This window comes from Cnuibacter sp. UC19_7 (assembly GCF_042699995.1).
In the GTDB taxonomy this organism is placed as follows: Bacteria; Actinomycetota; Actinomycetes; order Actinomycetales; family Microbacteriaceae; genus Cnuibacter.
On record NZ_CP170560.1, the window covers coordinates 3602223 to 3627813 of the forward strand.

General features: G+C 70.1%; 30 protein-coding genes, 1 tRNA gene and 1 riboswitch. Of the genes, 16 read left to right on the top strand and 15 right to left on the bottom strand.

Annotation, left to right across the window (positions count from 1 at the left end):
- Positions 1-20 precede the first annotated feature (20 nt).
- The 6 genes from ACFJGV_RS17290 (at position 21) to ACFJGV_RS17315 (ending at position 5303) form a co-directional block, all read left to right on the top strand.
- Positions 21-1226 carry an MFS transporter gene (locus tag ACFJGV_RS17290; RefSeq protein WP_378145322.1) on the top strand — a complete coding sequence of 402 codons (1206 nt, stop codon included), beginning with the start codon at positions 21-23 and terminating at the stop codon, positions 1224-1226.
- A gap of 2 nt (positions 1227-1228) precedes the next feature.
- Positions 1229-1309: riboswitch (ZMP/ZTP riboswitch) on the top strand.
- Positions 1310-1354: 45 nt separating this feature from the next.
- Positions 1355-2641: a serine hydroxymethyltransferase gene (gene glyA, locus ACFJGV_RS17295; protein ID WP_378145323.1), complete on the top strand. Its 1287-nt coding sequence runs from the start codon at positions 1355-1357 to the stop codon at positions 2639-2641.
- The gene (locus ACFJGV_RS17300) at positions 2635-3516 is read left to right on the top strand and encodes a bifunctional methylenetetrahydrofolate dehydrogenase/methenyltetrahydrofolate cyclohydrolase (protein WP_378145325.1); all 882 of its coding nucleotides are present in this window, start codon (positions 2635-2637) and stop codon (positions 3514-3516) included. The genes glyA and ACFJGV_RS17300 overlap by 7 nt, the downstream gene beginning before the upstream one ends.
- 63 nt (positions 3517-3579) lie before the next feature.
- Positions 3580-4503, top strand: coding sequence for an aldose 1-epimerase family protein (locus ACFJGV_RS17305; RefSeq protein ID WP_378145326.1), 924 nt, complete (start codon positions 3580-3582; stop codon positions 4501-4503).
- 24 nt (positions 4504-4527) lie between these two features.
- Positions 4528-4863, top strand: coding sequence for a hypothetical protein (locus ACFJGV_RS17310; RefSeq protein WP_378145327.1), 336 nt, complete (start codon positions 4528-4530; stop codon positions 4861-4863).
- A 131-nt stretch (positions 4864-4994) separates the two neighbouring features.
- Positions 4995-5303 (top strand): hypothetical protein, encoded by a 309-nt coding sequence (locus tag ACFJGV_RS17315; protein WP_378145328.1) that lies wholly within the window; start codon positions 4995-4997, stop codon positions 5301-5303.
- A gap of 22 nt (positions 5304-5325) precedes the next feature.
- On the opposite strand, the gene ACFJGV_RS17320 is transcribed toward ACFJGV_RS17315, so the two are convergent.
- The 4 genes from ACFJGV_RS17320 to ACFJGV_RS17335 all read right to left on the bottom strand — a co-directional run bounded on the left by ACFJGV_RS17320 (position 5326) and on the right by ACFJGV_RS17335 (position 6214).
- Positions 5326-5592 carry a Txe/YoeB family addiction module toxin gene (locus ACFJGV_RS17320; RefSeq protein ID WP_378145330.1) on the bottom strand — a complete coding sequence of 89 codons (267 nt, stop codon included), beginning with the start codon at positions 5590-5592 and terminating at the stop codon, positions 5326-5328.
- Entirely contained in the window at positions 5585-5833 is a 249-nt protein-coding gene (locus ACFJGV_RS17325) for a type II toxin-antitoxin system Phd/YefM family antitoxin (RefSeq protein ID WP_378145331.1), read from the bottom strand. Before ACFJGV_RS17325 ends, ACFJGV_RS17320 begins: the two co-directional genes overlap by 8 nt.
- A gap of 68 nt (positions 5834-5901) precedes the next feature.
- Complete coding sequence (locus ACFJGV_RS17330; protein ID WP_378145333.1) at positions 5902-6105, bottom strand: hypothetical protein; 204 nt, start codon at positions 6103-6105, stop codon at positions 5902-5904.
- 36 nt (positions 6106-6141) lie between these two features.
- Positions 6142-6214 (bottom strand) — tRNA-Lys (locus ACFJGV_RS17335).
- A gap of 204 nt (positions 6215-6418) precedes the next feature.
- On the opposite strand from ACFJGV_RS17335, the gene ACFJGV_RS17340 reads away from it, so the two are divergent.
- Entirely contained in the window at positions 6419-7048 is a 630-nt protein-coding gene (locus tag ACFJGV_RS17340) for a DNA-directed RNA polymerase subunit beta (protein WP_378145335.1), read from the top strand.
- Between the two features lie 166 nt (positions 7049-7214).
- On the opposite strand, the gene pstB is transcribed toward ACFJGV_RS17340, so the two are convergent.
- Genes pstB through pstC form a run of 3 tightly spaced genes read right to left on the bottom strand, consistent with a single transcriptional unit; the run spans position 7215 to position 10212 of the window.
- The gene (gene pstB / locus ACFJGV_RS17345) at positions 7215-7994 is read right to left on the bottom strand and encodes a phosphate ABC transporter ATP-binding protein PstB (RefSeq protein ID WP_378145336.1); all 780 of its coding nucleotides are present in this window, start codon (positions 7992-7994) and stop codon (positions 7215-7217) included.
- A 32-nt stretch (positions 7995-8026) separates the two neighbouring features.
- Positions 8027-9124, bottom strand: a complete 1098-nt coding sequence (pstA, locus tag ACFJGV_RS17350; protein ID WP_378145338.1) for a phosphate ABC transporter permease PstA — start codon at positions 9122-9124, stop codon at positions 8027-8029.
- A complete protein-coding gene (pstC, locus tag ACFJGV_RS17355; RefSeq protein WP_378148765.1) occupies positions 9121-10212 on the bottom strand; it encodes a phosphate ABC transporter permease subunit PstC in 1092 nt (363 codons plus the stop codon). The genes pstA and pstC overlap by 4 nt, the downstream gene beginning before the upstream one ends.
- Between pstC and ACFJGV_RS17360 the strand changes: the two genes are divergently transcribed.
- A complete protein-coding gene (locus ACFJGV_RS17360) occupies positions 10166-10420 on the top strand; it encodes a hypothetical protein (protein ID WP_378148797.1) in 255 nt (84 codons plus the stop codon). The two genes, pstC and ACFJGV_RS17360, sit on opposite strands and share 47 nt — an antisense overlap.
- Here ACFJGV_RS17360 and ACFJGV_RS17365 read toward each other — a convergent pair.
- The 5 genes from ACFJGV_RS17365 to ACFJGV_RS17385 all read right to left on the bottom strand — a co-directional run bounded on the left by ACFJGV_RS17365 (position 10413) and on the right by ACFJGV_RS17385 (position 16436).
- Positions 10413-11540 carry a phosphate ABC transporter substrate-binding protein PstS gene (locus ACFJGV_RS17365; protein ID WP_378145339.1) on the bottom strand — a complete coding sequence of 376 codons (1128 nt, stop codon included), beginning with the start codon at positions 11538-11540 and terminating at the stop codon, positions 10413-10415. The two genes, ACFJGV_RS17360 and ACFJGV_RS17365, sit on opposite strands and share 8 nt — an antisense overlap.
- Before the next feature lie 192 nt (positions 11541-11732).
- Positions 11733-12662, bottom strand: a complete 930-nt coding sequence (locus ACFJGV_RS17370) for an NUDIX domain-containing protein (RefSeq protein ID WP_378145341.1) — start codon at positions 12660-12662, stop codon at positions 11733-11735.
- Positions 12659-14839, bottom strand: a complete 2181-nt coding sequence (locus ACFJGV_RS17375; protein WP_378145342.1) for an RNA degradosome polyphosphate kinase — start codon at positions 14837-14839, stop codon at positions 12659-12661. The genes ACFJGV_RS17370 and ACFJGV_RS17375 overlap by 4 nt, the downstream gene beginning before the upstream one ends.
- A 54-nt stretch (positions 14840-14893) precedes the next feature.
- On the bottom strand, positions 14894-15775 hold the full coding sequence (gene mshD, locus ACFJGV_RS17380) for a mycothiol synthase (protein WP_378145343.1): 882 nt from the start codon (positions 15773-15775) through the stop codon (positions 14894-14896).
- Entirely contained in the window at positions 15744-16436 is a 693-nt protein-coding gene (locus ACFJGV_RS17385) for a winged helix-turn-helix domain-containing protein (RefSeq protein WP_378145345.1), read from the bottom strand. Before ACFJGV_RS17385 ends, mshD begins: the two co-directional genes overlap by 32 nt.
- A gap of 52 nt (positions 16437-16488) precedes the next feature.
- Here ACFJGV_RS17385 and ACFJGV_RS17390 point away from each other — a divergent pair, with 52 nt between their 5' ends.
- The 3 genes from ACFJGV_RS17390 (at position 16489) to ACFJGV_RS17400 (ending at position 18719) form a co-directional block, all read left to right on the top strand.
- Entirely contained in the window at positions 16489-16752 is a 264-nt protein-coding gene (locus ACFJGV_RS17390) for a hypothetical protein (RefSeq protein ID WP_378145347.1), read from the top strand.
- A gap of 158 nt (positions 16753-16910) precedes the next feature.
- Positions 16911-17576: an FABP family protein gene (locus ACFJGV_RS17395; protein WP_378145349.1), complete on the top strand. Its 666-nt coding sequence runs from the start codon at positions 16911-16913 to the stop codon at positions 17574-17576.
- A 3-nt stretch (positions 17577-17579) separates the two neighbouring features.
- On the top strand, positions 17580-18719 hold the full coding sequence (locus ACFJGV_RS17400; RefSeq protein WP_378145350.1) for a YgfZ/GcvT domain-containing protein: 1140 nt from the start codon (positions 17580-17582) through the stop codon (positions 18717-18719).
- An 18-nt stretch (positions 18720-18737) separates the two neighbouring features.
- On the opposite strand, the gene ACFJGV_RS17405 is transcribed toward ACFJGV_RS17400, so the two are convergent.
- Complete coding sequence (locus tag ACFJGV_RS17405) at positions 18738-19547, bottom strand: class I SAM-dependent methyltransferase (protein WP_378145352.1); 810 nt, start codon at positions 19545-19547, stop codon at positions 18738-18740.
- A 39-nt stretch (positions 19548-19586) separates the two neighbouring features.
- On the opposite strand from ACFJGV_RS17405, the gene ACFJGV_RS17410 reads away from it, so the two are divergent.
- The gene (locus ACFJGV_RS17410; RefSeq protein ID WP_378145354.1) at positions 19587-20345 is read left to right on the top strand and encodes a phosphoglyceromutase; all 759 of its coding nucleotides are present in this window, start codon (positions 19587-19589) and stop codon (positions 20343-20345) included.
- Positions 20346-20440: 95 nt separating this feature from the next.
- Here ACFJGV_RS17410 and phoU read toward each other — a convergent pair whose 3' ends face one another.
- Complete coding sequence (gene phoU / locus ACFJGV_RS17415; RefSeq protein ID WP_378145356.1) at positions 20441-21097, bottom strand: phosphate signaling complex protein PhoU; 657 nt, start codon at positions 21095-21097, stop codon at positions 20441-20443.
- A 191-nt stretch (positions 21098-21288) separates the two neighbouring features.
- Between phoU and ACFJGV_RS17420 the strand changes: the two genes are divergently transcribed.
- Both ACFJGV_RS17420 and ACFJGV_RS17425 read left to right on the top strand, forming a co-directional pair.
- Positions 21289-22443, top strand: coding sequence for a sensor histidine kinase (locus tag ACFJGV_RS17420; RefSeq protein ID WP_378145357.1), 1155 nt, complete (start codon positions 21289-21291; stop codon positions 22441-22443).
- Entirely contained in the window at positions 22440-23120 is a 681-nt protein-coding gene (locus tag ACFJGV_RS17425; protein ID WP_378145359.1) for a response regulator, read from the top strand. The genes ACFJGV_RS17420 and ACFJGV_RS17425 overlap by 4 nt, the downstream gene beginning before the upstream one ends.
- Positions 23121-23205: 85 nt before the next feature.
- On the opposite strand, the gene ACFJGV_RS17430 is transcribed toward ACFJGV_RS17425, so the two are convergent.
- A complete protein-coding gene (locus tag ACFJGV_RS17430) occupies positions 23206-23778 on the bottom strand; it encodes a hypothetical protein (protein WP_378145361.1) in 573 nt (190 codons plus the stop codon).
- 125 nt (positions 23779-23903) lie between these two features.
- On the opposite strand from ACFJGV_RS17430, the gene ACFJGV_RS17435 reads away from it, so the two are divergent.
- Together ACFJGV_RS17435 and ispD are read left to right on the top strand one after the other, a co-directional pair.
- A complete protein-coding gene (locus ACFJGV_RS17435) occupies positions 23904-24386 on the top strand; it encodes a CarD family transcriptional regulator (RefSeq protein ID WP_085018851.1) in 483 nt (160 codons plus the stop codon).
- A gap of 17 nt (positions 24387-24403) precedes the next feature.
- Positions 24404-25579 (top strand): 2-C-methyl-D-erythritol 4-phosphate cytidylyltransferase, encoded by a 1176-nt coding sequence (gene ispD, locus ACFJGV_RS17440; RefSeq protein ID WP_378145362.1) that lies wholly within the window; start codon positions 24404-24406, stop codon positions 25577-25579.
- Positions 25580-25591: the final 12 nt, after the last annotated feature.

The following is a 25591-nucleotide window of genomic DNA, read 5'->3' on the forward strand; positions in this document are numbered from 1 at the left end:
GTGCGCCGATGACGAGGACGATGTCCATCCCGACCGTGACCAAGAACCCGACCTTCCCGTGGGGCGGCCTGCTCGTGCTGGCCTCCGCCGTCTTCCTCTCGGTCACGGCCGAGATGATCCCGACGGGCCTCCTGCCCGAGATGAGCACAGATCTGGGCGTGAGCCAGTCGCAGACCGGTCTCCTGGTCAGCGCGTTCGCGTTCGCGGTCGTCGTCACGAGCGTCCCGCTGAGCTTCGTCTTCCGCCGGGTGCGGCGGCACACGCTGCTCATCGGCGTCATCATCGCCGTCGGCATCCTGAGCATCGCCGGGTCGCTCGCCCCGAGCTTCGAGGCGCTCTTCGTGATCCGAGTGCTCTCCGGCATGGCGCACGGGGTGTTCTGGTCGGTGGTGGGGGCGTACTCCGCCTACCTGGTGCCGAAGGAGCAGCTCGGACGCGCGGTCTCGATCACCACCGCGGGCGGGACCCTGGCGTTCGTGCTCGGCGTGCCGGTCTCGAGCGCCGTCGGCCTCGCGCTCGGATGGCGCATCCCGTTCATCGGTATCGGCGTGCTGGCGCTGCTCGGCGCGGTGCTCCTCTGGTTCCTGCTGCCGAGGGTGACTCGGCCGGATCCGGTGAAGCGCTCCGAGCGCACTCACCGGTTCGACCCGAGCATCCCGGGCATCGCGCTCGTCTGCGTGCTCGCCGCGGTGACCATGATCGGCAACTACACGTTCTACACCTACATCGTGCCGTTCCTCACCGACATGGTGGGAGTCCCGAACGAGCAGATCGGCACTCTCCTGTTCGTCTACGGCGCGGGAGGTGCGGTCGGTGTGCTGCTCTGCGGATGGGTGTTCGGCAAGCGACCGCGGCGAGGACTGTTCCTCGGTCTCGCCCTCACCGCGCTGTCGATCGTGATCCTCGGACTGTTCCCCTCCGACCCGGTGCCGGCGCTCGCGGCGTTCACCCTGTGGGGCATCGTGTTCGGCATGGTGCCGACCCTGCTGGCGACGCAGCTCATGCACGTGGCGTCGCCGGGCGTCCGCGACCAGGCGAGCGCGTTCTACTCGACCGCGTTCAACACCGGCATCGGCGGGGGAGCGATCGTCGGCGCGATCATGCTCGACGTCGCGGGGCTCGGCAGCCTCGCCTGGGTGTTCCTCGGCTGCCTCGCCGTCTCGATCGTCCTGCTGGCCGTCAGTCCCGTGCTCACCGCCTGGTCGCAGCGCGGGAGCGTGCGGTAGGCTCGACTCGTCGCAACTGGCGCTCAGATGGTCACCATCGGGGAGCGATGACAGGGATTCGGCCGCGCGCCTGGGTCGATACGGAATCCGACTTCACCCAAGTCCGTCTTGTCACGAAGGAGCCAGCCTTGTCCGACCGCCTGCCCTCCACCTTCACCGACCCGCTCTCCTCGGTCGATCCCGAGATCGCCCGTGTGCTCGAGCTCGAGCTCGGCCGCCAGCGTTCCACGCTCGAGATGATCGCGAGCGAGAACTTCGTCCCCCGCGCCGTGCTCGAAGCGCAGGGGTCGGTGCTGACCAACAAGTACGCCGAGGGCTACCCCGGCCGTCGCTACTACGGCGGATGCGAGTACGTCGACGTCGCCGAGCAGCTGGCGATCGACCGCGCGAAGGCGCTGTTCGGCGCGGGCTTCGCGAACGTGCAGCCGCACTCCGGTGCGTCCGCCAACGCGGCCGTGCTCTCGGCCATCGCTCAGCCCGGCGACACCATCCTCGGCCTCGAGCTCGCCCACGGCGGCCACCTCACCCACGGCATGAAGCTCAACTTCTCGGGCAAGCTCTACAACGCCGTCGCCTACGGCGTCGACCCCGAGACCTTCCGGGTCGACATGGACGTGGTGCGCGAGAAGGCGCTCGAGCATCGTCCGCAGGTGCTCATCGCCGGCTGGTCGGCCTACCCGCGTCAGCTCGACTTCGCCGCGTTCCGCGCGATCGCCGACGAGGTGGGCGCGAAGCTCTGGGTCGACATGGCCCACTTCGCCGGTCTCGTCGCCGCGGGCCTGCACCCGTCGCCCGTGCCGTACGCCGACGTCACCTCGTCGACGGTGCACAAGACCATCGGCGGCCCGCGCTCCGGCTTCATCCTCTCCAACGACGCCGACATCGCGAAGAAGCTCAACAGCAACGTCTTCCCCGGCCAGCAGGGCGGACCGCTCATGCACGTGATCGCGGCGAAGGCCACGGCGTTCAAGCTCGCTGCCGAGCCCGAGTTCGTCGACCGCCAGGAGCGCACCCTCCGCGGTGCCCGCATCCTCGCCGAGCGCCTCACCGCCGACGACACCCGCGCGGCCGGCGTCGACGTCCTCACCGGCGGCACCGACGTGCACCTGGTGCTCGCCGACCTCCGCGAGTCGGAGCTCGACGGCAAGCAGGCGGAGGACCTCCTCCACGAGGTCGGCATCACCGTCAACCGCAACTCCGTGCCGTTCGACCCGCGTCCGCCGATGGTCACCTCGGGTCTCCGCATCGGCACGCCGGCCCTCGCCACGCGCGGGTTCGGCGACGAGGAGTTCGCGCAGGTCGCCGAGATCATCGCCGCGGCCCTGACGCCGAACCCGGATGTCGCCGCGCTGCGCCAGCGCGTCGAGAACCTCACCGAGGCGTTCCCGCTCTACCCGGGCCTCGAGCAGTGGTAGCGGCTCGCCTCGACGGGATCGCCACTGCGGCGGCGATCAAGGCCGAGGTGGCTGAGCGCGTCGCTCGCCTGCGCGAGCAGGGGCTCGTCCCCGGCCTCGGCACGCTCCTCGTGGGCGAGGATCCTGGCTCGGTCAGCTACGTCGGCGGCAAGCACCGCGACTCGGCGGAGGTCGGCATCGAGTCGATCCGCGTCGACCTGCCGGCGACCGCCACACAGGACGAGGTGTTCGCCGCGATCGACGCTCTGAACGCCGACCCGGCCGTGACCGGTTACCTGGTGCAGCTGCCCCTGCCGAAGGGCATCGACGAGCACGCCGCCCTGCTGCGGATCGACCCGGCGAAGGATGCCGACGGCCTGCATCCGACGAACCTCGGCGAGCTCGTGCTCGGGGTCGAGGGCGAGCTGCAGACGCCGCTGCCGTGCACCCCGGCGGGCATCGTCGAGCTGCTGGAGCGCAACGGCATCACCCTCCCCGGCAAGCACGTGGTCGTGATCGGCCGCGGACTCACCGTCGGCCGCCCTCTCGGCCTCCTCCTCACCCGCAAGGGCGTCGACGCGACGGTGACGCTCACGCACTCACGCACACCCGACCTCGCGGCCGAGGTGCGGCGAGCGGATGTGGTGGTCGCCGCCGTCGGCGTGCCCCACCTGGTCAAGCCCGACTGGGTGAAGCCGGGCGCGGCCGTGCTCGACGTGGGTGTCACGCGCGTGGGCGTGACCGAGTCGGGCAAGGCGAAGCTCGCGGGTGACATCGACCCGGCAGTGGCCGAGGTGGCGGGCTTCCTGTCGCCGAACCCGGGTGGTGTGGGTCCGATGACCCGTGCGATGCTCCTCGCGAACGTGGTGGCCGCGGCCGAGCGCTCGCTCGCCTGACGGCCGCGACCGCGACTGCGCCCAGCCCCGGGCCCTAGAGCGGCCCGGGGCTAGGCTGGGCGCGTGAGCGCTGCGACCGGTTCCCAGTACCTGCTGTCCCTCGACGCCGACGGCCACTCCGTGAGGGCGATCGTCACCGAGCTGGCCGCCGGCATCCGCATGCTGGAGCGCGACGGGCACGCCCTCGTCGAGCACTACGGGGAGGACGAGATCGCGCCGCAGGCGGCCGGGATCGTGCTCGTACCCTGGCCGAACCGCATCGCGGGTGGCCGCTGGACGTACCGCGGCGCGGAGCAGCAGCTCGACATCACGGAGCCGAAGCTCGGCAATGCCAGCCACGGGCTGCTGCGGAACACCGAGTACCGGCTCGTGGAGCAGGAGGCGCATCGGTCGCTGCAGACCGCCTCCGTGTTCCCCCAGCACGGGTACCCGTTCCACCTCGAGACGTTCGTCGAGCACAGCCTCACCGCCGACGGGATGACCGTCACCCACACCATCGTGAACCGCGGGCCGTCGGAGGCGCCGGTGGCCGTGGGCGCGCATCCGTACCTGCGGGTGGGCGACACCCCGCTCGACGAGTGCACGCTGACCGTTCGCGCGGAGCGCCGTCTTGTCGTCGACGAGGCCCAGATCCCGACGGGCAGCGAGAGCGTGGCCGGGACGGACGCCGACCTGTCGGCCGGACGCCTCGTGGCCGACCTCGACGTGAACCACGCCTACGCGGGGCTCGCGGAGGAGGACGGTCGCTTCGTGCAGACGCTCGCCGCGCCCGACGGGCGGGCGACCGAGCTGTGGGCGGATCCCGACTTCGGGTACGTGCAGGTCTTCACGCCGCGGTCGTTCCCTCCGTCGTCGGGAGGCAGGCGTGCGGTGGCGCTCGAGCCGATGACCGCGCCGGCGGACGCGTTCAACTCGGGGGAGGGCCTGCGCTGGCTGGCGCCGGGGGAGACGTGGACGCTCTCCTGGGGCATCCGAGGGCGCGCGTAGGATCGAGGGGACGGAAGGCGACTGATGGGCGTGCTGTACTACGGAGCGGACGGCTCCGAGCTCGAGTTCGACGACCGCCTGCTCGCACATCTGAAGGTGGTCATCGTCGGCAAGCTCCGGCGGCGCGAGTCGTTCACCCTCTCCTGGGAGCTCGAGCACGCGCAGGGCAGCGGCCGTGAGACGATCTGGCTCGACCCCTCCATCGCGCTGCGCTTCCGCTTCTTCGGCGGCCGCCCGCCGCAGCTCAACCGGGCGTGGATCGACGCACTCACGAGGACCGCGAACAAGGGCGACATGCGGCTCGTCCCCGAGCCCTCGCCGGGCGATCCGGTGCCGAACCCGCTGGGCGACTTCTCCTGAGCAGTCGTTCTCGACGGCCTCGCTGTCAAGCCCCTCTTCTCGATTTTCTGGGCTGAGTCCTCTTTTTGTAGGCTCCGATTCAGAGGGGCTCCCTGCCCCTCCTGAATCACGGGAAGCGGCACACTCGAGCGTTGGGCACCCTCATCTACGGTCCGTCGGCGGCGGAGATCGAGTTCGACGACCGGATCCTGGCGCACCTGCGGATCGTCATCGTCACGAAGATCCGCAACCGCGAGCCGTTCTCCCTCTCCTGGTCGATCGACACCAGCCGGGGCAGCGGCCGCGAGACCCTCTGGATCCACCCGTCGATCCCGATGCGCTTCCGTTTCGAGGAGGCGCGCCCGCACCCCATCAACCGCGCGTGGCTCGAGGAGCTCCTCACCCGCGCCAACGGCGGCGACCTCACCCTCACCCCCGAACCCACCCCGCCCGCCGCTTAGTCGGCTCGGACGTCCGGTGGCATCAGTAGTGGTAGCGGGCCTGGAGGATCACGACGAGATCGCCGTCGACGAGGTAGACGAGGCGGTTGGCCTCGTCGATCCGTCGTGACCAGGCTCCGGCGAGGGCGTGCTTCAGTGGCTCTGGCTTGCCTATGCCGTCGAACGGATCGTCACGCAGGACGTCGTCGATCAGCAGGTTGACGCGACGGAGCGTGCGTCGGTCCTGGTTCTGCCAGTAGAGGTAGTCCTGCCAGGCGCCGGCCGTCCAGGCGAGCCTGCGCTCACTCACGGGTCAGGTCGTGTTCCACGACCTCGCCGGAACGCGCGCTGTCCATGGCCTCGAGAAGGCGTCGGGCGTTCTTGGGTGACCGGAGCAGGTAGGTCGTCTCGACCAGCGCGTCGTACTCGTCCTTCGACATGAGCACCGCGGATCCGCGCTTCGAGGTGATCTCGATCTCGGTCTGGTCGAGGTTCACACGCTCGATGAGACCGAAGAGGTCGCTGCGCGCCTCGCTCGCCGTGATCGCCATGATCTCCTCCTCACTCGTACGAGATATGGTACCACTCAACGAATTGGTGCGGACCCGCCGGGGGTGGCTCAGGCGGGGAGGCGGGCCTCGAGGGCGGCGATCCGGCGCTCGAGGTACTCGATGTAGTCGGCGTAGAACGCGGCCTTCGCCTCCAGCCTCTCCAGCCGGGGCGCGGTGATCGACTGGTCGTAGTGCCAGGGCGCCTGGAGGGGGTGACTCGCGTCGATCGCCTCCACGGAGGCGCGGAACGTGTACGGGGCGGCAGCGCTCATGCCGGCGAGCCTACGCCGGGCGGACGCGTGCGACTGTGGGCCCGGTGGGGCTCGAACCCACGACCCGCGGATTAAAAGTCCGATGCTCTGCCAACTGAGCTACAGGCCCGATGGGTCCAGAGTACCCGAGTGGTGGGCTGCCGCCGCGCGGATGTGACAGTCGTGGTGGGCTCCCACCCGAACAGGTCGCCACGAGTGTCAGATCCAGCCCCCCCCCCCCCCGCGCGGGCCCGCGCCGCGCCGCGCGCGGGCCGGGGTTCGCGAGGAGCGTGATCGGGAGCGGGGCGGGCAGGGAGGGCCTAGCCTTGGGCGGGTGACAGACGACTTCCGCAAGCCCGTGCTGTTCGGCTCGAGCGCGTTCGAGTCCTTCCAGGGCGGCGACGACCCGGCGCAGATCTCCCGCATGGCGCACGAGACGGCGAACGCCCTCCTCAACCGCGTGCGCGAGACGCCCGACGAGGAGGTCGTCCAGCGGCTCGTGGCGTTCACCGACGAACACGGCATCGACGCGATCGCCGAGCTGTGGTCACGCTCGGCACCGCGCAGTCTCCCGGGCAGCCTGTGGCGGCTCTACCTGCTGCGGGCGCTCATCCGGCAGGATCCCGAGCAGACCAGCTTCACGTTCACCCGCGGCACCGACCTGCTCCGCACCATCGACGCGGTCGTGGCGGGGGCCGAGACGCCGACGGGCCCGAAGGAGGTCACCGACCTCGCCGACCGGATCCTGCGGGGCGTCTTCACGGGCGACTTCGCCGTCGCCCTCGACCGGGCCGCCGCGTTCTGCCGGATCATGGCCCAGGGCTGGGCGTCGCTGGCCGACGACGCCGAGGTGCTCGACCCGGCGCGGGGGAGCGAGCTGACGACCCGCGCCGCCCGATTCGAGGAGTACGGAGGCGATCTTGCGGGTTCTGCCAGGCTCTGGCGTAGCGGCTCGCTGGAGTGAAGGTAGGGTAGTACGCGGTCGGGTCGCAGTAACCCCGGGCTCCAATTTCAGCCGCTCCGAGCGGCCTTCCGCCGAGAGGCGTTCTGCGGCCCGGCTCCCGACTTCATGACGAAGGCCCCGCATCCGAGAACCGGATGCGGGGCCTTCGTCGTTCACAGGCTGCGGATCATCCGAAGCGGCCCGAGACGTAGTCCTCAGTGGCCTGCACGCCGGGGTTCGAGAAGATCGTCGAGGTGACGTCGTACTCGATGAGCTTCCCGGGCTTGCCGGTGCCGGCGATGTTGAAGAACGCGGTGCGGTCGGAGACGCGGGAGGCCTGCTGCATGTTGTGGGTCACGATGACGATCGTGTAGTCCTGCTTGAGCTCCTCGATGAGATCCTCGATGGCGAGGGTCGAGATCGGGTCGAGCGCCGAGCAGGGCTCGTCCATGAGGAGCACGTCGGGGGAGACCGCGATCGCGCGGGCGATGCAGAGACGCTGCTGCTGACCGCCCGACAGGCCCGAACCGGGGAGGGCGAGACGGTCCTTGACCTCGTTCCAGAGGTTCGCGCCGCGGAGCGAGCGCTCCACCAGGTCGTCGGCGTCGGACTTCGAGATGCGCTTGTTGTTGAGGCGCACCCCGGCGAGGACGTTCTCGCGGATCGACATGGTGGGGAACGGGTTCGGCCGCTGGAACACCATGCCGACCTGTCGGCGCACGAGCACCGGGTCGACGCCGTTGGCGTAGAGGTCGTTGCCGTCGACGAGCACCTCGCCCTTGACGTGGGCGCCGGGGATGACCTCGTGCATGCGGTTGAGCGTGCGGAGGAAGGTCGACTTCCCGCAGCCGGACGGGCCGATGAACGCGGTCACCGTGCGGGGCTCGATCTGCATCGAGACGCCTTCGACGGCGAGGAAGTCGCCGTAGTAGACGTTGAGGTCGTTGACTTCGATTCGCTTCGACAATGCAGTGTGCTCTCTCTGTATGCGATCGGGTGCTAGCGGGCGCCCTTGGGCGCGAAGACCTTCGCGACGATGCGGGCGATGAGGTTGAGGATGATGACGAGGATCACCAGGAGCAGGGCCGCGCCCCACGCCGAGGCGTTGGAGGCGTCGATGTCCTGGCTGGGGAACTTGTAGCCGACGTACGCCATCACCGGGAGGGTCTGCATCGGGCCGTCGAACGGGTTGGCGTTGAAGTTGTCGGTGAAGCTCGCCGCCATGAAGATCGGAGCGGTCTCGCCGATCACGCGCGCGATCGACAGCATGACACCGGTGATGATGCCCGCGATCGCCGTGGGCAGCACGACCTTCACGATGGTGAGGAACTTCGAGACGCCGAGCGCGTACGAGGCCTCGCGCAGCTCGTTCGAGACCAGACGCAGCATCTCCTCGCAGGAGCGCACCACGATCGGGATCATCAGCACCGAGAGGGCGACGGACGCGGAGAAGCCGGAGAACGCCTTCGGCCCGACGATGAGCGAGAACAGCGAGAACGCGAAGAGGCCGGCGACGATCGACGGGATGCCCGTCATGACGTCGACGAGGAACGTCACGGTCCGTGCCATCCAGTGCCTCGGCTGTGCGTACTCGACCAGGTAGATGGCGGTGAGGATGCCGATAGGGATCGACATGAGCGCGGCGATGCCGGTGATGATGAGCGTGCCGACGATCGCCTGCAGCGCGCCGACCTGGGTGGTGACCTCGAAGGTCTCGGGGTTGAAGACCGACCCGGTGGTCTGCGTGACGAAGTTCCAGTTGATGACGCCGATGCCGTTGGTGAAGACGGTGTAGACCGTGGACACGAGCGGGATGAGCGCCAGCAGGAAGGCGACGGTGACGAGGCCGCGCACCACGCGGTCGAGCGCCTTGCGGCGGTTCTCGACCACGGAGGAGAGGATCGCGAGGGCGGCGATGTAGAGCACCGCCGTGAGGACCAGCCATCCGGTGATGCTGAACCCGGCGAGCAGCTGGATGACCGCGCTGACGGCGGCCGCGCCGGCGAGCGTGTACCACTCGACGTAGCGGGGCAGCTGGCCCGTGGTGAGGGTGTTCGTGATCGGGCCGCTGGGGCGCCGCGGGCTGATGGCGGTCACTGGTCGCGTCCTTCCGGGTTGCGATCGCGTTCGATGTCGACCTCGTCCGCGTCGCCGAGCACCTCGCCCTTGGAGGCGGCGTCGGCGTCGCGGAGGCTCACGGGGCTGGCGGCCGCGTCGGTGGCGAGGACGGTCGCCGAGTCGGACGGGGGCAGCTGCGTCAGCCGTCGCTTCTTCCGCTTGCTCATCGACCCGGGAGCCGACCGCGCGGTGATCCAGCGGGCGATCATGTTGACCGCGAGCGAGATGACGAAGAGGAGGAGGCCGGTCGCGATGAGCGCCTCGCGCTGGAGGGTCGTCGCGATCGGGAAGTTCAGGGCGATGTTCGCGGCGATGGTCTGCGAGTTCTCACCCTCGGTGAGCATCCGCACCGACACGATGATCGCGGGGGAGATGATGAGCGCGATGGCCATCGTCTCGCCGAGCGCGCGGCCGAGGCCCAGCAGCGTCGCGCTGACGACGCCGGAGCGGGCGTAGGGGAAGACCGCGAGGCGGATCATCTCCCACTTGGTGGCGCCCAGCGCCAGGGCCGCCTCCTCGTGGAGGCGGGGGGTCTGCAGGAAGATCTCGCGCGAGATCGAGGTGATGATCGGCAGGATCATGACGGCGAGGACGATCGCGCCGGCGAAGATCGTCGATCCCGTGGTGGAGACCTGGCCGCCGAAGATCGGGATCCAGCCGAGGTAGGTGTTGAGCCAGTCGGACAGGGGGAGCAGGAAGGGGCGGATGACGATGATGCCCCAGAGTCCGAACACGATCGACGGCACGGCGGCGAGCAGGTCGACCATGTAGCCCAGCACGCCGGCGACGCGGCGGGGGGCGTAGTGGGAGATGAAGAGGGCGATGCCGATCGCGACCGGCGCGCCCATGATGAGGGCGAGGAACGAGGCCCAGATGGTTCCCCAGATGAGCGGGCCGACGTACGACCAGAAGTTCCCGTAGCCGCCGGTGGGGCCCGAGTTGAGGTCGGGATTGTTCTGCCAGTCGGCCGAGATCGCGGGGACCGCCTGCACGATCAGGAAGATCGCGACACCGGCCAGGATGACCATGATCGAGGCCGCGGATGCGGTCGACAGGCCCTTGAAGATGCGGTCGGCGGGACGTGCCTTGACCCGCGTGGATCCGGACCCTGAGGATCCGGACCCACGCGTGGATCCACCGGACGACGTCCGCTCGCTGGATGCGACACCATTCGGAAGGTTCCGGACAGCTGTCTTCTCGCTCACGGTTCTCTTTCTCGAGGGGGTCGCTCTAGGCGAGCGGACGCCGGTGGGGTGTGGTGCGGGACCTACTTGACGAGCTCGAGGCTGGTCTTGATCTTCTCGAGCAGCTCGGCCGGCAGCGGAGCGGAGCCCGCGTTCTTCGCGGCGACCTGCTGGCCCGCGTCGGAGGCGATGAAGCCGATGTACGACTTCGTCAGCTCCGCCTGGGTGGCGTCCTTGAAGGTGGTGCAGAGGATGTCGTACGACACGAGCGGGATCGGGTAGGAGTCCGCGTCGGTGATCTTGGTGTAGTCGATCTTCTGTGCGAGGTCGCCATTGGCCCCGCCGGTGACCGGGGTCGCGCCCGCTGCGAAGGCGTTGGTGACGCCCTCGGCCGAGAACTCGGAGAAGTCCTTGCCGGTGCCCACCTGGATGGAGGCCGCGGTGAGGTCGCCGATGGCGGAGTGGTCGGCGTAGCCGATGGTGCCCGAGCCGGCCTTGACGGTGTTCACGACGCCGGAGCCGCCCTGCTGAGCCGAGGTGCCCTCGATGGGCCACTTGTTGCTGGCCGGGTTGGTCCAGATGCTCGGCTGCACGGCCGACAGGTAGTTCGTGAAGGTCGCGGTGGTGCCGGAGCCGTCGGAACGGGTCACGGTGGTGATCGGACCGGCCGTGAGGGCCTTGCCGCCGTTGTCGGCGGCGATCGCCGGGTCGCTCCAGTCGGTGATCTGCAGCGCGAAGATCTTGGCGAGGGTCGCCGACGAGAGCTTCAGGTCGGTGGTGCCGGGGAGGTTGTAGATGATCGCCACGCCGTCGAGGTAGACGGGGATGTTGATCGCGCCATCGGGGCCGCAGAGGGTCTGCGACTGGGTGGTCTGGTCGGCGTTCAGGGGCGAGTCGGAGCCCGCGAAGTCGTACGAGCCGGCGAGCCAGTTGGTGACGCCACCGCCGGAGCCCTGCGACTTGTCGTAGTTGATGGTGACACCCTTGGCCTGGGCGGTGAACGCGGTCGTCCATGCGGCCTGGGCGTTCGCCTGCGCGCTCGAGCCGCCGGCGGTGATGGTGCCGGACAGCGAGCTGTAGTCGACGGCGGGGGTGGTCGCAGAGGCGGAGGAGGTCGACGGCGTGCCGGACGAGTCGGACGCGCAAGCGCTGAGGGCGACAGCCGAGACGAGGGCGATGGCCCCCACGGCGGCGACGTTCTTGAACTTCACTGTGTTCCCTTTCGAGATGGGTATCCGCTCGCGTCCACCGGAACAGCGGCCACGGGCGCGCACGGTTCGGGTCGGTGCTGACCCGTCTGGAACACTAGGTGCGGTCCTTGACCAGGCTCCTTCCTCCGGGTGAACGGAAGGTAAACGGAGGTCTCCGATCGGAAGGGCTGCCCTGAGGGTCGACTCCGGGGGTCAGCCCTGAGGGGAGTGGGACTCGATGGTGATGATGCCCGAGGTCGGCTGATCCGCCGACAGGTGCACGACGCTGAAGCCGCCCACGGGGAGGTCGCCGGAGCGCGACACCGTCGCGGCCCGCTCCGTCCCGGTGGTCAGTGCGATCTCGCGCACGATCTCCGGCAGCACCGGGCCGTGGCTGCACAGCACGGCGGTGCGCTTCTTGCGCAGCCGCTTCTCGACCTCACCTCGCACGTCGGAGGTCCCGGCCTCGTAGGCGTCCTGCGCGATGGCGTCGGTGAGACGCACCTCGAGCGAGAGGGCCTTCGCGATCGGCGAGATCGTCTGGCGGCAGCGGCGGGCGGTGCTGCTCACCAGGCGCGTGGGGGCGTAGGCGCTGAGGGTGGGGACGATCTGCTTGGCCTCGCCCCGACCGCGCTCGGTGAGCGGGCGGTCGGCGTCGGAGCCGGAGAACTCCCAGGCGGGCACGGCCTTGGCGTGTCGCAGGGCGATGATCGCGAACGTGCGGGTCACGCCCTGCTCCGCGAGCATCCGCAGCCGGGCCACGATCTCCCCGTCGCGGTCGTAGGTGAGGGAGGCGATGGCGGTGTCGACGGGGAGCCACTCGAGACCGGCGATCTCGGCGTTGGGCTTGAAGCGCGACGCCTTCACCTGGGTGTCGGTCACCTCGGCCGCCCAGTAGTGCACCACCTTCTCGCGGCCGTTGGGCATGGTGTAGTTGGTGACGCCCAGGGGAACGCCGAGGTGGACGGAGAGCCCCGTCTCCTCCGCGACCTCGCGCACCGCGGTGACCGGGAGGGTCTCGCCGGGATCGACCTTGCCCTTGGGCAGCGAGACGTCGCGGTGGGTCGTGCGGTGAACGACCAGCACCATCAGCCGGCCGTCGACGATCCTCCAGCAGACGGCGCCTGCGGCGTAGACCGTCACCGCGTGGTGCCCGGTCGCTTGCGACGGCTGATCTGGATCATGAGCTCGTCCTGCATGTCGACGAGGGGGACGCCCTCCGCGTCGTGGTCGTGCCTGGTCCAGGTGCCGTCGGAGTCGAGCGCCCAGGATGCGGTGCCCTCGCTCATCGCGAGCTGGAACAGTCCCTCGATCTCGCGGAGATGGGCCGGGTCGACCAGGCGGACGAGCGCCTCGACGCGCCGGTCGAGGTTGCGGTGCATCATGTCGGCGCTGCCGATGTACACCTGTGGGTCGCCGTCGTTGACGAACGAGAAGACGCGCGAGTGCTCGAGGTAGCGGCCGAGGATCGACCGCACGCGGATCGTCTCGGAGAGCCCGGGCTGCCCGGGCTTGAGGCCGCAGATGCCGCGCACCCAGATGTCGATGGGCACGCCGGCCTGGCTGGCCCGGTAGAGGCCGTCGATGATGGCCTCGTCGACGATCGAGTTGACCTTGATGCGGATGCCGGAGGGCTTGCCCGCGAGGGCGTTCGCCTCCTCCTTGGCGATCAGCTTGAGGAGGCCCTTGCGGAGGTGGAGCGGGGCGACCAGAAGGCGCCGGAACTTCTTCTCGATCGCGTATCCGGAGAGCTCGTTGAAGAGCCGGGTGAGGTCCTTGCCGACCTGGTCGTCGGCGGTGAGGAGGCCCAGGTCCTCGTAGATGCGCGAGGTCTTCGGGTTGTAGTTGCCGGTGCCGATGTGGCTGTAGTGGCGCAGGCGCCCCTTCTCCTGCCGCACGACGAGCGCCAGCTTGCAGTGCGTCTTGAGCCCGACCAGGCCGTAGACGACGTGCACGCCCGCCTTCTCGAGCTTGCGCGCCCAGCTGATGTTGGCCTGCTCGTCGAACCGCGCCTTGATCTCGACCAGGGCGAGCACCTGCTTGCCGGCCTCGGCCGCGTCGATGAGCGCCTCGACGATGGGGCTGTCGCCGGAGGTGCGGTAGAGGGTCTGCTTGATCGCCAGCACGTCGGGATCGGCCGCGGCCTGCTCGAGGAAGGCCTGCACGCTCGTCGCGAACGACTCGTACGGGTGGTGCACCAGCACGTCGCCGCGCGCGATCGCCTTGAAGACGTCGGCCTTCGTGTTGGGCTCGGGCGGGAGCAGTTGCGCCGCGGTGGTCGGCACGTGCTTGGGGTACTTGAGGTCGGGACGCTCGATGCGGGTGAGGTCGAACAGCCCGCCGAGGTCGAGGGGAGCGGGCAGGCGATAGACCTCCTGCTCGGTGATGTCGAGCTCGCGCACGATCAGGTCGAGCGTCACCGCATCCATGTCGGCGGTGATCTCGAGGCGGATGGGGGGCCCGAAGCGGCGACGCAGCAGCTCCTTCTCGAGGGCCTGGATGAGGTTCTCGGTCTCGTCCTCCTCGACCTCGACGTCCTCGTTGCGGGTCACCCGGAACACGTGGTGCTCGATGACCTCCATGCCGGCGAACAGGTCGCCGAGGTGGTTCGCGATGAGGTCCTCGAGGGGGAGGAAGCGCACGTCGCCCACCGACTCGGCGGGGTCGACGCGGATGAATCGGCCGAGCACCGGGGGCACCTTGACGCGGGCGAACTCCTCGCGGCCGGTCTTGGCGTTGCGCACCCGGACGGAGAGGTTCAGCGAGAGGCCCGAGATGTAGGGGAACGGATGCGCCGGGTCGACCGCGAGCGGCATCAGCACGGGGAAGATCTGCTGGCTGAACACCTCGCGGAGGTGCGCCCGGTCGTCGTCGTCGAGCGAGGCCCAGTCGACGATGTGGACGCCGGCGTCGTCGAGGGCGGGCTTCACGAGGTCCTGGTAGGCGCGGGCGTGCCGCTCCTGCAGCCGGTGGGCGGCGACCGAGATGTCCTCGAGCACGTCGGACGGGCGGCGCCCCACGTTGGTGGGCACGGCGAGGCCCGTGGCGATCCGGCGTTTGAGGCCGGCGACGCGCACCATGAAGAACTCGTCGAGGTTGCTGGCGAAGATGGCCAGGAAGTTCGCTCGCTCGAGGACGGGGATCGTCGGATCCTCCGCCAGCTCGAGCACACGCTGGTTGAAGGCCAGCCAGCTGAGCTCGCGATCGAGGTAGCGCTGGTCGGGGAGCGGCGAGCCGTCGGCGGCCAGGGCGAGCTCGTCGTACTCGTCGTCGAAGTCGGTCACGATCCCGGCGTCGAGCGAGATCTGGTCGTCGTCCATGCGTCCATCATGTCATCCGGGGGCGGGCCGTCGAGGCCCCGTCCGCGGGGCGGTTCAGGATGCGCGCGGGGCGTCGCGACGGTACTGCACGTCGACCGTGTGGTCGGTGAATCCGAGGGAGCGGTAGAGCGACATCGCGGCGGTGTTGTCGCCGTCGACGTAGAGGGCCGCGTGCCGGACGCCCCGCTCGGCGAGCCGTGCCAGACCCGCCCGGGTGAGGAAGCGTCCGAGCCCTCGTCCGGCGTGGTCGGGGGAGACGCCCACCACGTACACCTCGCCCACCTCGTCGCCGGGCTCGATCTTCAGCCAGATGTACCCGGCGAGCTCGCCGCCCTGTCGGAGGAGGAGGAAGTCGCCCGCGTCGAACCAGTCCTCGCGCATCCGGGCCCGCACGTCGTCGGCCGTGATCCGGCCCTGCTCCGGATGCGACCGGAAGACGACGGCGTTGAGGCCGACCCAGTCGTCGAGATCGCCGGCCGCGTCGAAGGAGGCGAGGCGGTAGCCGTCCGGCGCGGGGACGTCGACCCCCGGCTCGGAGAGCTCGCGCCGCAGCTGGTAGAGCGTGCGGATGGGCTCGAAGCGGTAGCGGGCGGCGAGGTGCCGCGCCGCGGGGTGATCGCCGTGCGCCCAGGCCAGCAGGGTCGAGGCGGGGCGGCTCTGCAGGACCAGCTCGACCAGGCGTGCGCCGAACCCCTCCTGACGCCACTCCGGATCGACGACCAGCTCGAGCTCGTCGCCCGACAGCACGGCCGCCCCGATGGTGGTGCCGTCGGACTCGGCGAGCAGGAGGCTGCGCTCGCCGGTCATCACCTCGACGAGGGCCTGATCGTTGAACGGCGGCTGGCCGTCGACGAGCACCGCCCGCGACACTAGGTGCTCGAGTGCCTCGCCACCCTGGGCAGGGTCACTGAGCGAGAGGCTGAGCCGGCCGGTCATCGTCGTCCTCGAAGAAGTTGAAGCGGTAGCCGACGTTGCGCACGGTGCCGATCAGCGACTCGAGGTCGCCGAGCTTGGCGCGCAGCCGCCGGACGTGGACGTCGACGGTGCGGGTGCCTCCGAAGTAGTCGTAGCCCCACACCTCGCTGAGCAGCTGCTCGCGGGTGAACACCCTCGAGGGGTGCATCGCGAAGAAGCGCAGCAGCTCGAACTCCTTGAAGGTGAGGTCGAGCGGACGACCGTGCACCCGGGCCGAGTAGCTGGCCTCGTCGATGACGACACCGGAGGCCTGGATCTTGGAGGTCGACTGATCCTGCACCTGGCGGCCGATCGAGAGCCGGATGCGCGTGTCGACCTCGGCCGGGCCGGCCGACTCGAGCACGACATCGGAGGCGCCCCACTCGGCGCTGACGGCGGTGAGCCCGCCTTCGGTGAGCACGAGGACGACGGGGACGCCGACGCCGGTCGAGCTGAGGATCTTGCAGAGCGACCGGGCGCTGGCGAGGTCGTGCCGTGCGTCGACGAAGATGAGGTCGCAGTTCGGGGTGTTGACCAGCTGCGACGGCTCGGCCGGGATCTGCCTCGTGCGGTGGCTGAGGAGGGACAGCGCGGGCAGCACCTCGCGGTCGACCGTCGAGGTCAGGATCAACAGCTGCGCCACGAACAGTCCTCCCGATGAGACTGACGCCCATCCTATCGGGCAGAATGGGAGCGTGAATCTGCTGCTGAGGAGCGCCCTGCCGGTGTGGGCCGTCACGCTCCTCGGTGCGGTGGTCGTGCTGGTGCTCGTGCCGCGCCAGGACCACCTCGTCTTCATGCCGATCGTGCTGGGGGCGGTGCTCGTCGTCACGTTCGCGGTGCAGCTGCTCATCCCGGTGCGACGCGGCTTCGTCGACCGCGTCTCGGCGAGCCTCGGCGGAGCGGTCGTGCTCCTCCTGCTCGCGACCGCCGTCGCGCTCCTCCTGCCCCCGGCCTGACCTCCGGAGGGAACGGCTAGGATCGAGGGCATGTACGTCGCTCTCGAACTGCTGTTCGTCGGTCTGCTCGGACTCGCCAGCCTCGCGATCGCCTGGGTCTCCGGCACGGTCGTCTACAAGCTCTTCCGCGGCCAGCGCTGACGCGGGGGGATCGGCAGATGATCGAGATCCCCACAGGACTGCCCGCCGAGCTGGTGCCGCTGTCGTGGCTCCTCGGCGTCTGGGAGGGCACCGGCGTCATCGACTACGTGGTCGGCGAGGAGCACGTCACCCACGAGTTCGGTCAGCGCGTGAGCTTCAGCCACGACGGACTGCCGTACCTCAACTACAGCTCGTTCGCGTGGCTGCTGCCCACGCAGCCGAAGGCCGACGCGGCCGAGCCCGAGGAGGGTGACGCCGACGCGGCCGATCCCACCCCCTCGATCGAGACGATGCCGCTCACGGCGGAGTCGGGCTACTGGCGGCTGAGCCGGACCGCGCTCGAGGGCGACCCCGGTCCGGGCATGCTGCCCGGCGTGGGCGCCCGCCCCTTCACGACCGCCCAGTCGGTCGAGGCCCTCCGCACCTCGGGCGGCGACTTCGAGGTCGAGGCCTCGATCCTCCACCCCACGGGCGTGAGCGAGCTCTACCTCGGCCGGGTCGCCGGCCCGCGCATCGACCTCGCGACCGACGCCGTGCTGCGCTCGGCGACCGCGAAGGAGTACTCCGCCGCGACCCGCATGTACGGGCTGGTCGAGGGGCACCTGCTCTGGGCATGGGACATCGCGGCCCTGGGGCAGAGCATCCGCACCCACGCCTCGGCGCGCCTCGCCAAGGTCGACTGAGAGATGGACTCGCCGTTCCTCGCCCTCCCGGGCGCCGTGCGCTCCGAGGGAGCCGACGAGGGTGTCCCCGCCCACTACGGCAACCCTCTCGTCGAGCAGCGCCGGCTCGTGAGCGAGCGGGGCGCGATCGTCGACCTCTCCGCTCGCGGCGTCGTCGCGGTGTCGGGCCCCGACCGTCTGAGCTGGCTCGACTCGATGACCAGCCAGAGCATCCGCGATCTGGTCGCCGGCGACTCCGCCGAGACTCTGCTGCTCGATGCGCAGGGTCACGTCGAGCACGCCATCCGGCTGGTCGACGACGGGATGACAGCGTGGCTGCTCGTCGAGGCCGCCGAGACCGCCTCGCTCGCCGCCTGGCTCGACCGGATGCGGTTCATGCTGCGTGTCGAGGTGGCCGACCGATCCGCCGACCTCGCCACGATCGGGTCGATGACCGCCGACGGCGACCTCCCGGCCGAGCTCGCCGCCGTGGCCGAGACGACCGGCGATGTCGTGCTGAGCTGGCGCGACCCCTGGTCCGAGCTCGTGGCTGGAGGTGTGCAGTACGCGCAGTCCGACGAGCATCCCGCCGCCGAGTGGGCCTGGCGCGAGACCCTGGTGCCGCGCGTGCGGCTGCCCGAGCTGGTGGCCGCGGTCGCCGACGGGAGGCTGGACGCCTCCGGCGTCCTCGCGGCGGAGGCGCTGCGCGTCGCGGCCTGGCGGCCGCGCTGGGCCACCGAGGTCGACGAGCGCACCATCCCGCACGAGCTCGACTGGATGCGGTCGGCCGTCCACCTCGCGAAGGGCTGCTACCGGGGCCAGGAGACCGTGGCCAAGGTGCACAACCTCGGCCACCCGCCGCGTCGGCTCGTGATGCTGCACCTCGACGGGGCCGACGCCGTGCTGCCCGCCCCGGGCGACGAGGTGGCGCCCGCCGAGGCGGGGGCCGACGCCGTGGGCCGCGTCACCAGCGTCGCGACGCACTTCGAGTGGGGACCGATCGCGCTCGCGGTGCTCCGTCGGTCGACCCCCGTCGACGCACCCCTCGTGGTGCGCACCGGGGAGGGCGAGGTCGCGGCGGCGCAGCAGACGATCGTCCCGCCGGATGCCGGCGCCGCGGTGGGCCGCATCTCGCTGCCCAAGCTGGGTCGGCGCCGGCGCTGACGGGTACGCGCGCTGCGCTCAGGCGGGTGCGACCGCGTCCCAGGGCAGGGTGAGCTCGCCGAGGCGCAGACGGCGCCGTGTGCTGAGCACGGGCCACCCGCCGGCCCGCAGCGCGTCGACCGCCGCCAGCCATCGCTGACCCGGCCCGTACGTGGCCAGGGCGGCGTTGTGCTGCCAGGCCCGGTCGAGGTCGACGAGGAGGACGTGGATGCGCTCGCCCGGCACGTTGCGGTGGATGAGCGCCTTGGGGAGCCGCTCGGCCACCACGGACGGGCGGTCGAGATCCGTCAGCCGGAGCGACAGCGAGAAGGTTCGCGGGCCCTCCGTGTTCACCGCCACCCAGCTGCACACCCTGCCGATCTCGTTGCAGGTGCCCTCGACCAGCACGCCGCCGGGCTGCAGCCGCGAGGTCATGCGCTCCCAGGCGGGGGCGACGTCGGCCTCGGCGTACTGGCGCAGCACGTTGAAGGCGCGGATGACGGCGGGCCGCCTGCCCTCGGGCGTCGGCACCTCGAACCCGCCCACGGCGAACGACACCGCGGCGTCGCGAGCGAACGTGCTCCGGCCGTCGCGCACATCCGCCAGCTGCGACGTCGCGCGCGCCACCCGCTCGGGCGCGATCTCGAGCCCGAGGACCTCGACATCCGGTCGCACGCGCGCCAGGCGCGCCTGCAGCTCGAACGCGGTCACGCCGCTGGCGCCGTAGCCGAGGTCGACCACGAGAGGGTCGTCCGTCCGCCGCAGGACGTCGAGCTCGGCGATCCAGCGGTCGACCCGTCGCAGCCGGTTGGTGCCGGTCGTCCCCCTGGTGATCTCGCCGATCGGCATGACCCCATCCAAACACGCCCTGAACCGTAGAATCGGTACATGCCTACTGAGCCGTACACCCTCATCCTCTTGCGCCATGGCAACAGCGAGTGGAACCAGAAGAACCTGTTCACCGGCTGGGTCGACGTGCGACTCAGCGAGCAGGGCATCGGCGAGGCCAAGCGCGCCGGACAGCTGCTGGCTGAGTCGGGTCTCCTGCCCGACGTGCTCTACACGTCGCGGCTAACCCGGGCCATCCAGACCGCCGACCTCGCGCTCGCCGAGGCCGACCGGCTGTGGATCGACGTGAAGCGCTCCTGGCGGCTCAACGAGCGCCACTACGGCGCGCTGCAGGGGAAGGACAAGGCGCAGACGCTCGAGGAGTACGGCGCCGAGCAGTTCAAGGTGTGGCGCCGCTCCTTCGACGTGCCGCCGCCCCCCATCGCCGACGACGACCAGTGGTCGCAGTTCGGCGACCCCCGTTACGCCGACCTCGGCGACGACCTGCCCCGCACCGAGTGCCTGAAGGACGTCATCGACCGGATGCTGCCCTACTGGTTCTCCGACATCACGGTCGACCTGGCCGCCGGCCGGACCGTGCTCGTCACCGCCCACGGCAACTCGTTGCGCGCCCTCGTGAAGCACCTCGACGGCATCTCCGACGACGACATCGCCGAGCTCAACATCCCCACGGGCATCCCGCTGGTCTACCGCCTCGACGAGTCGTTCGCGCCGATCGCCCCGGGCGAGTACCTCGACCCCGAGGCGGCCGCCGCCGGCGCCGCCGCGGTCGCCGCGCAGGGCTCCGGCTCGAGGTAGTCTCGCTCGACGGACAACCCGCCGAACGGCGAGAAGGCGCCCTTCCGGACCGACCGGAGGGGCGCCTTCTCGCTGTTCGGCGTGGGGGAGCGGGGTCAGCCCTCGCCGGGGGCGGGCCAGTCGCCGTTGACGAGGTACTGGACCTTCTTCGCGATCGAGATCGCGTGGTCGGCGAAGCGCTCGTGGTAGCGGCTCGCGAGGGTCACGTCGACCGTGTCGACGGCCTCGCCCTGCCAGGTGGCGCCGAGCACGGCGTCGAACACCGAGACGTGCAGCTCGTCGATGCGGTCGTCGATGTCGCGCATCTGCTCGAGGATCTCGAGGTCCTCCGAGGCGAGCAGCTCGGTGAGCTTCGCCGCGACGGTGACGTCGAGCTCGCCCATCTCGGCGAACGTGGAGCGCAGCACCTTCTTCACCACCTTGTCGGGGTAGCGGTAGCGGGCCAGCTGCGCGATGTGCTCGGCGATGTCGCCCATCCGCTCGAGCGAGGCGCTCACCCGGAGGGCGGTGACGACGACGCGCAGGTCTCGGGCGACCGGCTGCTGCAGGGCCAGGATGCCGATGGCGAGCTCGTCGAGCCCGGCGGCCAGGGCGTCGATCTTCGCGTCGTCGGCGATGACCGACTCGGCCATGCTCACGTCGGAGTCGTTGAACGCCTTCGTGGCCTTCTGGATGGCCACCTCGACGAGCTTCGAGATCTCGATCAGGCGCTCCTGAACCTCTCGGAGCTCCTGCTGGAATACCTCACGCATGCGTGTGGACCTTTCTGTCCGACCGCACGCCCAGCGCGCGCGGTGAAGGCGCCGCACAGGGCGCCAGCCAGGCAATCCTCGCCACGCCGTGTGAACGAAGAGTGTGGTTATGGTGAACACTCTTCGAATGGACGGCTCCGGCGAGGCAAAGGCGCAGAAGCGCCCTCGCCAGACGAATTAGTGTAATCGTCATGGAGACAGGCTGGTTGGTGCTGTCGTCCTTGGTATTGGGGCTCGTCGTCGGCTCGGGCTTCGTGCTCGTCGTCGAGTGGGCCAGACGCAAGGGCGAGCTCGCGGCGTCGATCACCTCAGCGGCCGTGCCCGACGGGGTGGAGCAGGCGCTCGACGCGATCGAGTCGGCCGGCATCGTGCTCGACCCCTCCGGCAACGTGCTCATGGCCACGCCGAAGGCCGAGCAGTACGGCCTGATCCGTCAGGGACGCCTCGTGCACGAAGAGATCGCGGCGCACCTCATCCAGGTCGTCAAGGAGGGCGAGCCGATCACCGACGACCTCGCACTGGCGCGGGGGCCCTTCAGCGAGGCGCAGATCTGGATGCACGTGAGGGTCGCGCGGCTCGGCACGCGGTTCATCCTGGTGCTCGCCGACGACCGCACCGAGGCGCACCGGCTCGAGGAGGTGCGCCGCGACTTCATCGCGAACATCAGCCACGAGCTCAAGACGCCGATCGGCGCCATCACCCTGCTGGCGGAGGCGCTCGAGATGGCGGCCGACGACCCCGAGCAGGTGCGACGCTTCGCCGGCCGGATGGAGAGCGAGGCCGGCCGGCTGTCGAGGCTCACGCTCGAGATCATCGAGCTGTCGCGGCTGCAGGCCGTCGACACTCTCGCGACCGCCGAGGACGTCCGGCTCGACCACGTCATCTCCTCCGCCGTCGACCAGAACCACGTCGCGGCCGACGCCAGGGGGATGGAGCTCGCCGTGGGCGGCAAGAAGAAGGTCACCGTCCGGGGCGACGAGGCCCTGCTCACGCTCGCGGTGCACAACCTGATCGCCAACGCCGTGCAGTACTCGCCCGACGGCAGCCGCATCGGCATCGGCGTGAGGCTGGACGCCGGTGTGGCCGAGATCGCCGTCACCGACCAGGGCATCGGCATCGCCGAGGACGACCTGCCCCGCGTCTTCGAGCGCTTCTTCCGCGTCGATCAGGCCCGATCACGCAACACGGGCGGCACCGGGCTCGGGCTCAGCATCGTCAAGCACGTCGTGCAGAACCACGGCGGCGACATCCGCGCCTGGTCCCAGCCCGGCAAGGGTTCGACCTTCACCATCAGACTTCCCGAGGCGGACACCCACGCCTCCGCAGCGCAAGGAGACAGAGCATGACGCACATCCTTCTCGTCGAGGACGAGGCGGCCCTCAGCGAGCCGCTGAGCTACCTGCTGCGGCGGGAGGGCTACGGGGTCACCGTGGCGCCCGACGGCCCCAGCGCGCTCAGCGAGTTCGACCGCGGCGGCGTCGACATCATCCTGCTCGACCTCATGATCCCCGGCATCTCGGGCACCGAGGTGTGCCGCGAGATCCGCACCCGCTCCTCGGTGCCGATCATCATGCTCACCGCGAAGGACTCCGAGATCGACATCGTCGTGGGTCTCGAGCTCGGCGCCGACGACTACGTGACGAAGCCGTACTCGACCCGGGAGCTGCTGGCGCGCATCCGTGCCGTGCTGCGCCGCCAGGTGGACGCCCAGGACGAGAGCGAGCAGCTGCTCAGCGCGGGTCCGGTGTCGATGGACGTGGAGCGCCACACTGTGTCGGTCAACGGCTCGGAGGTGGCGATGCCGCTGAAGGAGTTCGAGCTGCTCGAGCTGCTGCTGCGCAACGCCGGGCGCGTGCTCACCCGCGGACAGCTCATCGACCGGGTCTGGGGATCGGACTACTTCGGCGACACCAAGACGCTCGACGTGCACATCAAGCGCATCCGCTCGAAGATCGAGCGCACGCCGTCCGAACCGGAGCTGCTCGTCACCGTGCGCGGGCTGGGCTACCGCTTCGAGGCCTGAGGCTCGAGCAGCGAGGACACCCGGGAACGAGGAAGGCCCCGCACCGATCGGGTGCGGGGCCTTCCTCGTCAGCGTGGATCGTGCGTCACTCGCCCGAGTTCGAGTCGGTGTCGGGGTTCGTGGGAACGGGAGTGGGCGTCGTCGTCGCGGGGGTCGTGGGACGCGGGGTCGGCGACGGGCTCGGGGTGGGGGCCAGCCCCGAGTACTCCGGGAGGGAGTCGTTGAGCACGGGCACCAGGACCTGCTGGCCCTCCTCGCTGCCGTACTGGAAGAAGACGGGGAAGAGCGAACCGGGCTTCGAGACGTTCTCGAGCAGGATCTGGTCGCCGTCCTTGCCGCCGAAGCTCGAGATGGCCTGCTTTCCGGCCACCGACACCTTCTGCGAGACCCGCTTGCCGGTCGAGTCCTCGTACTGGACGGTGAGCAGCTCGTCGGACTGCGAGGTGCTGACGAACGAGACCAGCATGCTGGCCAGCTCGCCCTCGTCGTCGCTGATGAGGGTGGCGTTGCGGATGGAGATGTCGCCCACGTCGGCGTTGACACCATCGGACGTCTCGACCTCGTAGGTGGTCGCCTGGGGCGTGATGAACGCGCATCCGGCGGTGCCGAAGGTGACGAGCGTGGCGACCACGGCGATGGACGCGAAGCGGCTTCGCACAAGGACTCCTTCAGGGTGAGGGCGCTGTGCGTTCAGCATACCGTCCGGGTGCCGACCAGCTTGTTAGGTGACCCTTACCTGGGGGCCGCTGTGGTAGACTGTATGCCGCTGGAAGGACGTCCTACATGCTTTTCGAAGTCGGAGAAACCGTCGTCTACCCCCACCACGGAGCTGCCACCATCTCCGAGGTGAAGACCCGAGTGATCAAGGGCGAGGAGAAGATCTACCTCAAGCTGCGCGTCACGCAGGGCGACCTGACGATCGAGGTCCCGGCAGACAACGTCGACCTGGTCGGCGTGCGCGACGTCATCGGCAAGGAGGGCCTCGACAAGGTCTTCGAGGTGCTGCGCGCCCCGTTCACGGAGGAGCCCACCAACTGGTCGCGCCGGTACAAGGCCAACCTCGAGAAGCTCGCCTCGGGCGACGTCATCAAGGTGAGCGAGGTCGTGCGCGACCTGTGGCGCCGTGACCAGGACCGCGGCCTGTCGGCGGGCGAGAAGCGCATGCTCGCGAAGGCTCGCCAGATCCTGATCTCCGAGCTCGCTCTCGCCGAGAAGACCGACGAGGAGAAGGCGTCGCTCGTGCTCGACGAGGTGCTCGCCTCCTGACGGCAGCAGGCTCTCGCGTGTCTGCGAGGGTGGCCGTCATCGTCGTCGCGGCGGGATCCGGCTCTCGGCTGGGTCAGTCGCGCGCCAAGGCGTTCGTCGACGTCGGCGGGCGCACGGTCCTCGATCGTTCGCTCGACCCGCTGCATCGGCTCGACGAGCCGGTGGAGGTCGTTGTCGTCGTGCCCGCGGGTCATGAGGCGGAGGCCTCCGCCATCCTCGAGCGTCACGACGGGCTCGTCGGCCGTCATGTCGTCGTCGGCGGGGCGACTCGTCAGGAGTCGGTCGTCCGCGGCCTCGATCTCGTCGCCGAGACGGCCGAGGTGGTGCTCGTCCACGACGCCGCGCGCGCCTTCACCCCGACGGCGGTGTTCGCCCGCGTGATCGAGTCGGTGCGTGCGACCGGCGGGGGCGTGATCCCCGCCATGCCCGTCGTCGACACCGTGAAGAGCGTCGACGAGGGCGAGCTGGTCACGGGCACGGTCGACCGTGCCCGCCTGCGTGCCGTGCAGACGCCGCAGGGCTTCCCGCGCGAGACCCTGGTGGCCGCGTACCGGGTGGCCCAGGTCGACGTCACCGACGACGCCGGCGTCGTGGTCGACGCGGGCCATTCCGTCCTCACCGTCGAAGGGGATCCGTTGTCGTTCAAGATCACCACGCCCGACGACCTCCGCCGCGCCGTCGAGCACGTCGCCGGCCCCGCCGCGCAGGCACCCCGGATCGGCCAGGGGTTCGACACGCACGCGTTCTCCGGCGATGACGGCACTCCGCTCTGGCTCGCCGGGCTCGAGTGGGCGGGCGAGCGCGGACTGGCGGGGCACAGTGACGGCGACGTCGCCGTGCACGCCCTCTGCGACGCCCTGCTCTCGGCGGCCGGCCTCGGCGACCTGGGGAGCACGTTCGGCACGGCCGATCCGCGCTTCGCGGGTGCACACGGCGAGGTCTTCCTCGCCGAGACGCGTCGGCTCGTCACGGAGGCGGGCTTCGCGGTGGGCAATGCGAGCGTGCAGATCGTCGGGAACCGGCCGAGGTTCGCGCCCCGGCGGGCTGAGGCGGAGGAGCGGTTGAGCGCCCTGCTCGGCGCCCCGGTGAGCATCTCGGCGACCACCACAGACGGTCTGGGCTTCGCGGGCCGGGGGGAGGGTCTGGCCGCCCTGGCGACCGCCCTGCTGGTCGTCACACACCCGCGCCCCTGAGGGGTGTCGCCC

What these genes read in the sequence shown, in the direction of transcription:
- phoU (WP_378145356.1), bottom strand. Translation starts at nt 21,097, where the DNA reads ATGCGTGAGGTATTCCAGCAGGAGCTCCGAGAGGTTCAGGAGCGCCTG.
- mshD (WP_378145343.1), bottom strand. Translation starts at nt 15,775, where the DNA reads ATGACCGGCCGGCTCAGCCTCTCGCTCAGTGACCCTGCCCAGGGTGGC.
- ACFJGV_RS17375 (WP_378145342.1), bottom strand. Translation starts at nt 14,839, where the DNA reads ATGGACGACGACCAGATCTCGCTCGACGCCGGGATCGTGACCGACTTC.
- ACFJGV_RS17360 (WP_378148797.1), top strand. Translation starts at nt 10,166, where the DNA reads ATGACCATGATCGAGGCCGCGGATGCGGTCGACAGGCCCTTGAAGATG.
- ACFJGV_RS17420 (WP_378145357.1), top strand. Translation starts at nt 21,289, where the DNA reads ATGGAGACAGGCTGGTTGGTGCTGTCGTCCTTGGTATTGGGGCTCGTC.
- ACFJGV_RS17330 (WP_378145333.1), bottom strand. Translation starts at nt 6,105, where the DNA reads ATGAGCGCTGCCGCCCCGTACACGTTCCGCGCCTCCGTGGAGGCGATC.
- ACFJGV_RS17400 (WP_378145350.1), top strand. Translation starts at nt 17,580, where the DNA reads ATGGACTCGCCGTTCCTCGCCCTCCCGGGCGCCGTGCGCTCCGAGGGA.
- ACFJGV_RS17405 (WP_378145352.1), bottom strand. Translation starts at nt 19,547, where the DNA reads ATGCCGATCGGCGAGATCACCAGGGGGACGACCGGCACCAACCGGCTG.
- ACFJGV_RS17290 (WP_378145322.1), top strand. Translation starts at nt 21, where the DNA reads ATGTCCATCCCGACCGTGACCAAGAACCCGACCTTCCCGTGGGGCGGC.
- ACFJGV_RS17310 (WP_378145327.1), top strand. Translation starts at nt 4,528, where the DNA reads ATGGGCGTGCTGTACTACGGAGCGGACGGCTCCGAGCTCGAGTTCGAC.
- ACFJGV_RS17425 (WP_378145359.1), top strand. Translation starts at nt 22,440, where the DNA reads ATGACGCACATCCTTCTCGTCGAGGACGAGGCGGCCCTCAGCGAGCCG.
- ACFJGV_RS17410 (WP_378145354.1), top strand. Translation starts at nt 19,587, where the DNA reads ATGCCTACTGAGCCGTACACCCTCATCCTCTTGCGCCATGGCAACAGC.
- ACFJGV_RS17435 (WP_085018851.1), top strand. Translation starts at nt 23,904, where the DNA reads ATGCTTTTCGAAGTCGGAGAAACCGTCGTCTACCCCCACCACGGAGCT.
- ACFJGV_RS17325 (WP_378145331.1), bottom strand. Translation starts at nt 5,833, where the DNA reads ATGGCGATCACGGCGAGCGAGGCGCGCAGCGACCTCTTCGGTCTCATC.
- ACFJGV_RS17395 (WP_378145349.1), top strand. Translation starts at nt 16,911, where the DNA reads ATGATCGAGATCCCCACAGGACTGCCCGCCGAGCTGGTGCCGCTGTCG.